Source organism: Antribacter sp. NEAU-D49 (assembly GCF_057158775.1).
Genome location: NZ_JBXTSN010000033.1, coordinates 55490 through 65654, shown reverse-complemented (window position 1 = coordinate 65654; position 10165 = coordinate 55490). Strand labels below are relative to the sequence as shown.

General features: G+C 75.3%; 5 protein-coding genes. All 5 read right to left on the bottom strand.

The window, feature by feature from the left end; genetic code table 11:
- Positions 1–69: 69 nt before the first annotated feature.
- Genes AC060K_RS20255 through AC060K_RS20235 form a run of 5 tightly spaced genes read right to left on the bottom strand, consistent with a single transcriptional unit; the run spans position 70 to position 9599 of the window.
- Complete coding sequence (locus AC060K_RS20255) at positions 70–1611, bottom strand: FAD-dependent oxidoreductase (protein ID WP_483767152.1); 1542 nt, start codon at positions 1609–1611, stop codon at positions 70–72.
- Positions 1608–2282 (bottom strand): HAD family hydrolase, encoded by a 675-nt coding sequence (locus AC060K_RS20250; protein ID WP_483767151.1) that lies wholly within the window; start codon positions 2280–2282, stop codon positions 1608–1610. The genes AC060K_RS20255 and AC060K_RS20250 overlap by 4 nt, the downstream gene beginning before the upstream one ends.
- Complete coding sequence (locus AC060K_RS20245; RefSeq protein ID WP_483767150.1) at positions 2279–3235, bottom strand: ScbA/BarX family gamma-butyrolactone biosynthesis protein; 957 nt, start codon at positions 3233–3235, stop codon at positions 2279–2281. Before AC060K_RS20245 ends, AC060K_RS20250 begins: the two co-directional genes overlap by 4 nt.
- Positions 3232–4338 (bottom strand): acyltransferase domain-containing protein, encoded by a 1107-nt coding sequence (locus AC060K_RS20240; RefSeq protein ID WP_483767149.1) that lies wholly within the window; start codon positions 4336–4338, stop codon positions 3232–3234. Before AC060K_RS20240 ends, AC060K_RS20245 begins: the two co-directional genes overlap by 4 nt.
- The gene (locus AC060K_RS20235) at positions 4335–9599 is read right to left on the bottom strand and encodes a beta-ketoacyl synthase N-terminal-like domain-containing protein (protein WP_483767148.1); all 5265 of its coding nucleotides are present in this window, start codon (positions 9597–9599) and stop codon (positions 4335–4337) included. Before AC060K_RS20235 ends, AC060K_RS20240 begins: the two co-directional genes overlap by 4 nt.
- Positions 9600–10165 lie beyond the last annotated feature (566 nt).

The window sequence follows — 10165 nt, the reverse complement described above, 5'->3', positions numbered from 1 at the left end:
CGCGGGCGGGCTGAGCCGCCCGCCCGCAGCACCCGAGGGCTGACGTGCCGCCGGCGAGCCGGCGGCACGTCAACCTGCCGCCACCTCGCTCTCGGCCCGCGCACCACGCGCCTCCGGTCGCTCCGTCGGGCGCTGGCCGAGCAGACGGAGGATCTGCGCCCGCCCCTCCCAGCCGGTCGCTCCCCCGACGACGCCGTCCGGCCGCACCCACACGACGGACGGCCGTCCGGCCGCCCCCGTCCGGGGCGGGTCGACGACGAGCACGCCGGACGGAGCCTCACGGGTCAGCTCCTCGCGCTGCTGCGCCGTCAGGCCGGAGACGACCAGACGGTGCCGCACGGCGCAGCCGTGCTCGTCGCGCGGCGGCACGGGCAGACCGCTCCACCGCCCCACCGCCGGCAGCCCGGTCGCCGCCGGCACCTCGCCCTCGACCAGCGCGGGGCTGTCCTTGAGCCCCAGGTCGAGCTGCGCGAGCCGCCCCACCGCCACCCGCTGGAACCGCTCCTTGCCGCCCACCGTCCGCAGGAGGGCGTCCCGCAGCGTCCGGCGCACCGGGTCGGCGAGGAGCCACAGCCGGGTCTGGGCGTCGGCCTGGCGCACCGCGCGCTGAGCAGCCGGGCGGCGCTCCGCCTCGTACCCGTCCACCACCGCGTCGTCCGCTCCCCCGGCCACGGCGGCAAGCCGCCAGGCGAGGTCGAAGCCGTCCTGGACAGCGGTGTTGAGCCCCTGCCCGCCGGCGGGCGAGTGCCCGTGCGCGGCGTCGCCCGCCAGGAGCACCGGCCCGCGCCGGAACTTCTCGGCCACCCGGGAGTGGACCTGGAACCGGCTGGCCCAGCGCACCTCGCCGATCGTGGCCGACGGCTGGCGCTCCCGCAGGGCCGTCAGCACGTCGTCGACCACCTCGCCGGCCTCGCCCGGCGTCACCTCCCGGTCCGTGAAGACGCGGTGCGTCCCGTCCGGCAGCGGCACGACGACGAGGACGCCGTTCGGCCCCAGGTCGTAGCGCGCCTCGTCGACCGGCAGGTCCGGGCTCACCAGGTGCCCGTCGACCAGGAGGAACTCCCGCGAGAACGTGCGGCCCTCCATCGCCACGCCGGCAGCCTCGCGCACCACGCTGCGCGACCCGTCGGCACCGACCACCCAGCGGGCGGTCACCGCCGTCGTCGTCGTGCTCGTCGTGTCCGAGACCTGGACCACCGCGCGGTCGTCGTCGAGGCGGACCTCGGTGACCCGGTGGTTCCACCGCACCTCGACCCCCAGCCCCGCCAGCCGGCGCAGGAGCAGCCGGACCACCACGGGCTGCGGCAGGCAGACCGGGCGCGTGAAGCGCGTGCGCTCCAGCCCGCCGAACGGGACGGTGAACAGCGGGCGGGTCACGGACGAGTAGCGCGCCTGCCGCAGGGTGAGGCCCTGCTCCAGGACGTCGTCACCCACCCCGAGACGGTCGAGCACCTCCAGGCAGCCGGCCCACAGCACGAGGGCGCGGGGCTGCTCGTCGGGACCCTGCCGCGCGTCGTACACCCGCACGGGCACCCCCTGCAGCGCGAGCGTGCAGGCCGCCACGAGGCCCGCCGGGCCCGCTCCGACGACGACGACCGGTGCCGAGCTCACGACGCGCCCTCGACGACCGGCGCCGCGCCCGCGGCGAGCACGGCCTCGATCTCCGGCACGGAGGCGTCGGCGCTCGTCCACAGCACCGTGCTGAAGCCCAGCTCGCGGGCCGCGGCGCAGTTCTCCTCGAGGTCGTCGACCATCACGCACTCCGAGGCCGGTACGCCGAGGCGCTCCAGGAGGCGGCGGTAGATCTCCGGGTCGGGCTTGCGCACGCCCTCCTTGCTGGAGTCCACCACCACGTCGAACAGGGCGTCGGCATCCACCTGAGCCCGCCAGCGCGGCTCCCACTCCCGCACGTTGTTCGTCAGCAGCGCCGTGGTGTAGCCGCGCTCGCGGAAGCCCGCGATTGCCTCGACCACCGCGGGCTCCGTGCGCCGGCCACGGAACCACCACTCGCCGAACGGCTTGCCCTCGAGACGCTCGAGCGTGCCCTCGGGCAGGTGGGTGGCGAGCCGGGTGATCATCTCGTGCTCGGTGATCGCCGCCACCTCGAGCAGGGCCATCGGCTCCGCCCGGTGCTCGTACGCGGACGCGACCATCGCCTCACGGAGCTGCTCCGGCGAGATGCCCACCGACTTGCAGAAGAGGTAGAACGTCTCCTGGAGCGGGTTCGTCAGCACGCCGCCGTAGTCGAACACGAGCGTGGTGATCCTCTGGTCGCTGATCATGCTGTGACTCCCATCGTGAGGTCGATCTGGGCTGCGACCCTGCCGGCGTGCAGGATCGACGTGCGGGTGGCGCACGCGACGGTGCCGTCGCGCGCGCTCAGCTCGGCCGCCTCGGTGACGACCCGCGTGGGCAGGTCCAGCTCGACGAACGTGTCGAACGAACCCGTGCACGCGAGGACGGCGAGGTCAGCGGGGGGCAGGCCGTGGGACGAGGCCACGGCCGCCGCGGCCGACTGGCGCGCGGCCTCGAGCAGGAGGTTGCCCGGTGCGTGGTCGAGGGGGTGGTCGAACAGGTAGGGGTGCCCCGTGTCGACGTGGAGCCACGACTCCGTACGGCGCTCGCCGACGGGGACGGGCGGGCTCACGACGACGTTGCGCGGGTCCCGCCGGCCGACGGCCCTCGGGTTGGCGCGCGACGAGCCCTCGGCCGGCGGGGCCGGCGGGACCGGGCCCACGGCACGCAGGGACTCGCGGCGTCCGAGCTCGCGCAGGCTCTTCCACTCCGCGGGCGTCATGACCATGAGCGACCCGCGGCCGGTCAGGGACGGCCGGCCGTCGACCGACACTCGCCCGGCGAACTGGATGCCCGTGACGCGGCCGCCGATCGTCCGGCGCGCGTCCAGGGTGGTGCCCACCTCGAGGTGCGCGGGACGGTCCCCGACCCGGAGCGCGGCCGGGTCGTGGACCTCCACGTCGAGGTCGCGGAAGAGGAACGCGAGCCCCAGCGGGATCCCGAGGTGCCGGTGCGAGACGGAGACCCCGGCCTGCCGGACCGTCTCGACGAGGAGGGAGAAGTCGAGGACGGGGCCCTCCTGCATGAGGTGTCCGCGCGGCAGCTGGGCGGCCACCCGGAAGTCGCCGTCGAGGTCCGCCGTGTCGGTGACGAAGACCTCGGCGACGGCCGTGCGGTGCACGTGCTCGCGAGCGACGGTCGCGGCGTAGCTGAGGCTCACGAGGCCGCCACCTCCGGCCGGGTCCCGACAGGCACGGCGTGCTCGGGCCCGACACGGCCGGCCGCGCGCGCCAGGCGCATCGGCACGGCACCCCGGACGACCGAGGCGTCCGGCAGCACGTCGTAGCCGAGCCCGCGCAGCCGGTGGGACACGTCCTGGAGCGAGGCGCTCAGGCTGGTCCCCCGGCGCATCGAGACGAGGCTCGTGACGCGCGCCGCGTGCCCCTGGAGCGACTGCTCGGCCACCATCGACAGCGTGGCCTGTGGGCCCACCTCCAGCAGGACGTCGTGCCCGCCGCCCGACGCCGTCCGGATCGCGTCCCGGAACCGCACCGGCCGGATCACCGTGTCGGCCCAGAACGAGGCGTCCAGCGCGGCGACGGGCACGCGCCCGCCCACCGCGCTCGACACGATCTCGCCGTCGCCCCGCGGCGGCGGGACGTCGGCCAGGGCCTCCACGATCGGGCGGCGCATGACCGCCACCCGCGGCGAGTGCAGGGCGTGCCCCACGAGGAGCGGGAGCCACCAGCCGCCGGCGGCCCGGACGTCGTCGCCGAACGCGTCGACGGCGTCGTGGCTCCCGGCCACGACGACGACCGACGGCGCGTTCACCGCGGCGAGGTGGACGTCTCCCCCGCGCACGACGAGGAGGTCCTCGACGGTGCGCGGGTCGAGGCCGGCGACCGCCATCGTGCCGGTGCCGTCGAGCCGCTGCACCGCCTCGGCGCGCCGGACGACGATCGTCAGCGCCTGCTCGAGGCTCAGCGCGCCCACGGCGTACGCCGCCGCGACCTCGCCGAGCGAGTAGCCCACCACCTCGTCGGGAACGACGCCCCGGCGCTGCCAGAGGTCGGTCAGGCACGCCTGGACAGCGAAGATCGCCGTCTGGGCCGTGACGGACTCCGCCACCCCGGGCGGCTGCTCGTCCGTGCTCAGGTGCTCCAGGAGCGACCACCCGGAGAGGTCGCGGACGACCTCCTCGCAGCGGTGGAGGACGGGCCAGACGCCGGGCTCGGACAGGAGCGTCCGGCCCATGCCGGGCCACTGCGACCCGAAGCCGCTGTAGACGAAGGTGAGCCGACGGCGGGACCTGTGCCGGATCATGCGCGCTCACCCACGATCGCCCGGCCGGACGCCTGGCCGGCGGTGAGCAGGCCGGGGTCGTCCGGCAGCCCCCCGGTCAGGTGCTCGGCGAGCCGCCGGACCGTCGGGTGGTCGAAGACGACGGTGGCCGGGATCTCGCGGCCCAGCCGCCGCTCCAGCTCACCGCGCAGCTCGACGACCATGAACGACGTCAGGCCGAGGTCGAAGAGCGACGCGTCCGGGTCGAGCTGGTCGGGCCGGTCGAGGCCGAGCGCGGGTGCGAGCCGCACCTGCAGGAGGTCGAGCACCTCGGCTGCGCTCGTCAGCGGGGTCTCGTCCGCCGGGGGGAAGGTGACGTCGGAGGACTCGGCCGGGAAGTGCGCCAGGGTGTCCGGGTACGCGGCCGGCGACGCCGGCCACGGCTCGGTCGCCAGCACGCCGTGCGGCTCGGAGCGGCTGGCCGCCGCGGGCAGCGACGCCGCGGCGGGTGCCTGCGCGGCGGGTGCCGGCGCGGCGGGTGCCGGCGCCTCGGGGAGCCAGAAGGTCCGCCGCTGGAAGGGATAGGTCGGCAGCTGCGGCACGTGGGCCGGGCGGCGGGTCACCGCGCTCCAGTCCACGTGGCCGCCCTCCCGCCAGTACCGCGCGAGGGCCTCCCGCAGCGCCCGGGCAGGCCGGGTCGTCGAGACGGACGCGATCCCGCGTACCGCCCCGCCGTCCGCCCCGTTCCGGTCGAGGAGCGGCAGCAGGCCCCCGGGGCCGAGCTCGACGACCACGCGGGCTCCCGCGGCGCGCGCCGCGGACAGCGCCGCGCCGAACCGCACGGGCTCGCGCGTGTGCCGCACCCAGTAGTCGCTCGTGGCCACCTCGGGGCCGACCGGCTCGCCGGTCGCGTCCGAGACCATCGGGAGGTCGGGGAGCAGGAGCTCCACCCCGTCGAACGCGGCGCGCAGGCCGTCGAGCACCCGGTCCATGTGGTGCGAGTGGAAGGCCCGGTTCACCCCGAGGCGGACGCCGCGCACGTCCCGGCGCGCCATCGTCTCCATCACCTCGGTGACGCCGTCGACGTCGCCCGACACGACCGTGTCGCCCGGGCTGTTGAGCACCGCGACCTCCACGGCCCCGGAGACGAGAGGCGGCAGCCCCGCGAGGTCCTCGGGGCGGCAGCGCAGCAGCGCCATGGCGCCCTCGGGCGCGTCGTCGGCCATGAGGCGCCCGCGCTCCGTGACGAGCCGGTAACCGTCCTGGACGGAGAACACGCCCGCGAGCGCCGCCGCCGCGTACGCACCGACGCTGTGCCCCAGCACCACCGCGTGCTCCACGCCCACGGACCGCCACCAGGCACCGAGGGCCACCGCCGTCGCGTACAGGGCGGGCTGGGCCACGCGGGTGGAGGCGAGGGCGTCGGCCGCGGACCGGTCGTCGGTGACGAGCGCGGAGAGCGGCAGCGTGTCCGGTCCGCCGAGGGAGTCGATGACCTCGGTGACGACGGGGACGTGGCCGTAGATGCCCGCGAGGCACCCGGCGACGGGCAGGCCGTGCCCCGGCGCCAGGAACGCGACCCGCGGCGGTGACCCGACCACCCGCGAGAGCGTGCCCCCGCCGGTCGCCACCTGCAGCAGGTCCTTGAGCAGCTCGGGCGCGGAGCCCGCGACGACGGCGGCCCGGTACGCCAGGTCGGCGCGTCCCGTCCCGGCAGCCCAGGCGAGACCGCGCAGGCGGTCGGCGTCGGACGTCCCGTCGGCGAGGGACACCGACACGCGCTCGGCGAGCCGGACCGCCGTCGCGCGGACGGCGGCCTCGTCGGCCCCGCTGAGCTTGACCACGACGTGCTCCTCGTCGGCGGACGGGGCGTCCACGGCGGCGCGCACCGGGGGGCTCTCGACCACGACGTGCGCGTTGGTGCCGCCGAAGCCGAACGACGAGACGCCTGCCACCCGGACGGGGTCGGCCCACCGGACGTTGTTCCGGGGGACCGTCACGCCGAGCTCGTCCCACGCGATGTGCGGGCTGGGGGTCGTGAGGTTGAGGTGGCGGGGGATGGTCCCCCGCTCGACCGCGAGCAGCACCTTGACCAGGCCGGCGATGCCCGCCGCGGCCTCCAGGTGGCCGATGTTGGTCTTGACCGACCCGATGGGGAGCGGCCGCTCGCGCTCGCCGGTGCCGAGGGCCGCGGCGAGCGCGCGCACCTCGATCGGGTCACCGAGCGGCGTACCCGTCCCGTGCGCCTCGACGTACCCCACCTCCGCGGGCGAGACCCGTGCGGCGTCGAGCGCGGCGCGGACCACCGCCTGCTGGGCGTGGCCGCTCGGCGCGGTGAGCCCGTTGCTCCGGCCGTCCTGGTTCACCGCGGACCCGCGGACGAGGCCCACGACGCGGTCGGTGGGCCGCACGTCGGACAGGCGGCGGAGCACGACGACGCCGCAGCCGTCACCGCGGACGTACCCGTCGGCCGAGGCGTCGAACGCCTTGCAGGCACCCTCCGGCGAGAGCATCCGGCCCTGGGAGAGCGCGACCGTCGAGTCGGGCGTGAGCACGAGGTTGACCCCGCCGACCAGGGCGGCGTCGACCTCGCCGGAGCGCAGGCTCTGCACCGCGAGGTGCACGGCGACGAGAGACGACGAGCAGGCGGTGTCGACGACGAGGCTGGGGCCGGTGAGCCCGAACACGTACGAGAGCCGGTTGGCGCCGAAGTTCCCGGCACTGCCGGTGGCCGTGTAGGCGTCGATCTGCGACGGGGCACCCGAGCGCAGCGTCAGCCGCTCGTAGTCGGACCCGCTCATCCCGACGAACACGCCGGTGCGGCTTCCGCGGAGGGAGTCGGGCGCGATGCCCGCGTCCTCCAGCGCCTCCCACGCCGTCTCGAGCAGGAGCCGGTGCTGCGGGTCGATCTTGACCGCCTCGGGGTCACCGATGCCGAAGAGGCCGGCGTCGAACTGGCGCACGCCGTCCACGGCACCCAGGTGCCGGGAGTAGGTGCGGCCGGGGGCACCCGGCTCGGGGTCGTAGACGGAGCCGAGGTCCCACCGGTCACCGGGCACATCCACCACGCCGGACCGGCCCTCGACGAGCAGGTCCCAGAACGCCTCCGGCCCCTGCACCCCGCCGGGGAAGCGGCAGCCGATGCCGACGACCGCGATGGGCTCGGTCCGGGGGTCGGCCGCAGCGTCGGAGGTGGTCGTGGCAGCGGAGGTGGTCGTGGCAGCGGGTGCGGCCGGAGCGACGGCGCCGGCCGCCGTGGCGCGGGCCTCCCCCGCCAGCGCCATGGCGACCGCGCGGATCGAGCCGTGCTCCCAGGCGAACGTCGCGGGCACCTCCGTGCCGAGCCAGTCCGACAGGTCGCCCGCGATCACGACGGCGCGCACGCTGTCGAGGCCGAGGTCGGCCATGTCGGCGTCGGTGTCGACCCGGGACAGGTCGAGCCCCGTGTGCTCCGCGACGAGGTGCCGCAGACGGTCCTCGATCTCGTGGGCCGACCGCGGGGCCGCCACGAGGGCCGCGGGTGCGGGCGGCGCGCTGGGGGTGCGGCCGGGCGCCACCTCGGGCACCGCCGCCGCGTCCTCGACGGCCGGCGCCACGCCCTCGGCGGCCGGCGCCGAGGCGAGCGGCTCGGGCGCTGCCAGCTCCCCGGCCAGGTACGACGCCTTCGTGTCGCGGCGTCGGATCTTGCCGCTCGACGTCACGGGGAGGCTCCGCCGGGCGACCAGCACGAGCTCGTGGACGGGGATGCGGTGCTCCCGCAGCACGGCCCGGCGCACCGCCGCCGCGATCTCCTGGCGTGCGGCCGGGTCCTTCAGGGGTGCCGGCGGCACCTCCTGGACGACGACGAGGACCTCGCGCCCCTCGTGCTCCACGGAGAACGCCGCCGTGCGCAGGGCCGCCAGGTCGGGGTGGCTCTCCGCGCTCGTCGCCTCGACGTCCTGCGGGTAGACGTTGCGGCCGGTGAAGATCATGAGGTCGCTCGCCCGGCCGGTGACGAACAGCTCGCCCTCGGCGAGGGCGCCGAGGTCGCCCGTGTCCAGGTACGGGCCCTCGCCCGTGGCGAGGTGGTTGGCGAAGGTCTGCGCGGTGCGCTCGGCGTCGTCGAAGTAGCCCGCGGCGACGGCCTCGCCCCGCACCCAGACGCAGCCCACGGCGCCGTCGGGCAGCGGCAGCCGCGTGGCCTCGTCGACGATGACGACCTCGACCCCCGGTCCCAGGCGGCCGCTGCCGACCAGGCGGAGCGTCGGCTCGTCGCCCGACGGCGGGCGCATCCGCCCCTCACCCAGGCCCGGCTCCGACACCTCCCGGATCACGGGCTCGCCGTCGGCGCGGGCGCCGGAGACGACGAGCGTGCCCTCGGCGAGGCCGTAGCAGGGCCGGAACGACTCCTTGCGGAAACCGGCGCTCGCGAAGATCTCGGCGAACCGGTCGATCACCTCGGCACGCACCGGCTCGGCACCGTTGAGCGCGTACTTCCAGGACGACAGGTCGAGGTCGGCGCGGGCCTCCTCGGGCACGCGGTGGACGCAGAGGTCGTAGGCGAAGTTGGGCCCGGAGCTGTGCGTGGCCCGGTACCGGGAGATCGTCCGGAGCCAGACGGCGGGGTCTCGGATGAACGACGCGGGCGCCATGAGGATGCTCTCCATGCGGCCGTACAGCGGGAACACGATCCCGCCGATCAGCCCCATGTCGTGGTACGGCGGGACCCAGGTCACGCAGGTGCTGTCGGCGTCGATCCGGAACGTCTCGCACGCGGTCACGGAGTTCGCCAGCAGGTTCGCGTGGGTCACCATGACGCCCTTCGGCGCGGACGTCGACCCCGAGGTGTACTGGAGGAACGCGACGTCGTCCGGCGCGACGGCGGGCGGGTTCCAGCGCTCCTCGCGGCCGTCCACGGGGGCGGAGCCGACGTCGAGCAGCGTGACGCCCGGCATCCCGTCGACGGTCCCCGCGGGAAGGTCCACGTCGGTGACGACGATGCGCGCCCGCGAGTCCTGGGCGATGGACTCGATGCGGCGGGTGTGGCGCGTGGCTGTGGGCGGGTAGGCGGGGACCGCGACGAGACCCGCGTAGAGGCAGCCGTAGAAGTAGCTGACGTAGTCCAGGCCCGGCGACGTCATCAGGAGGACCCGGTCGCCCGGCTCCGCCGACTCGGTCAGCGTGACGGCGACCGCCCGCGCCCGGGCGTCGAGCTCGGCGTACGTCATGGCAACGTCCTCGGGCTCGGTGCCCCGGGCGAACGTCAAGAACCGGTACCCCACCCGGTCGGGCTCGTCCTGCGCACGCCGGCGCAGGAGATCCACGACAGTCCTGAGATGCTCGCGCGAGTCCATCTGCAGTCCACCTATCCCCTCGTGACATGGGTAGTCCCGGGAAACCACAACGCGGCTCTCGGGCTACCGCGTCGTTGTCGATGGCCGTGCAGGATCGTATCCGCGACCTATCGTCGGGCGGGGAGGATCATATGTAAACCCTGGGTGAATTCTCCAGGTTCGCCCGGAAGGGGCTCGACCTCCCCGGAGGCCTCGCAGGAGCCGGCCGGGGAGGCCGCCGGAGACCGGCTGGTCGGTCGGTCGCTCGCGCGCTCCGTCACCGGACGCGCCGTGGACGAGCCGTTTCGACCATTCCTGGTGATGCTCCGGAATTGCTTTTCGCGCCCTGGGGAACGGACCTCGACAAAGGCGCTCCGCTCCGGTCGTCGCCACAGCGCCGGCCGAGGGGTGTCGTCACAACCCCGGGCATCGTCCCTGCTCAGCGCATCGTCACGATGTTCAGCCCATTCACCGCGAACAGGGACTCACACCCGTGACAACAGGGGACGCATTTCTCGACAATTCCGAGCTCGACGGCTCGATCGGCCGTCGACGCT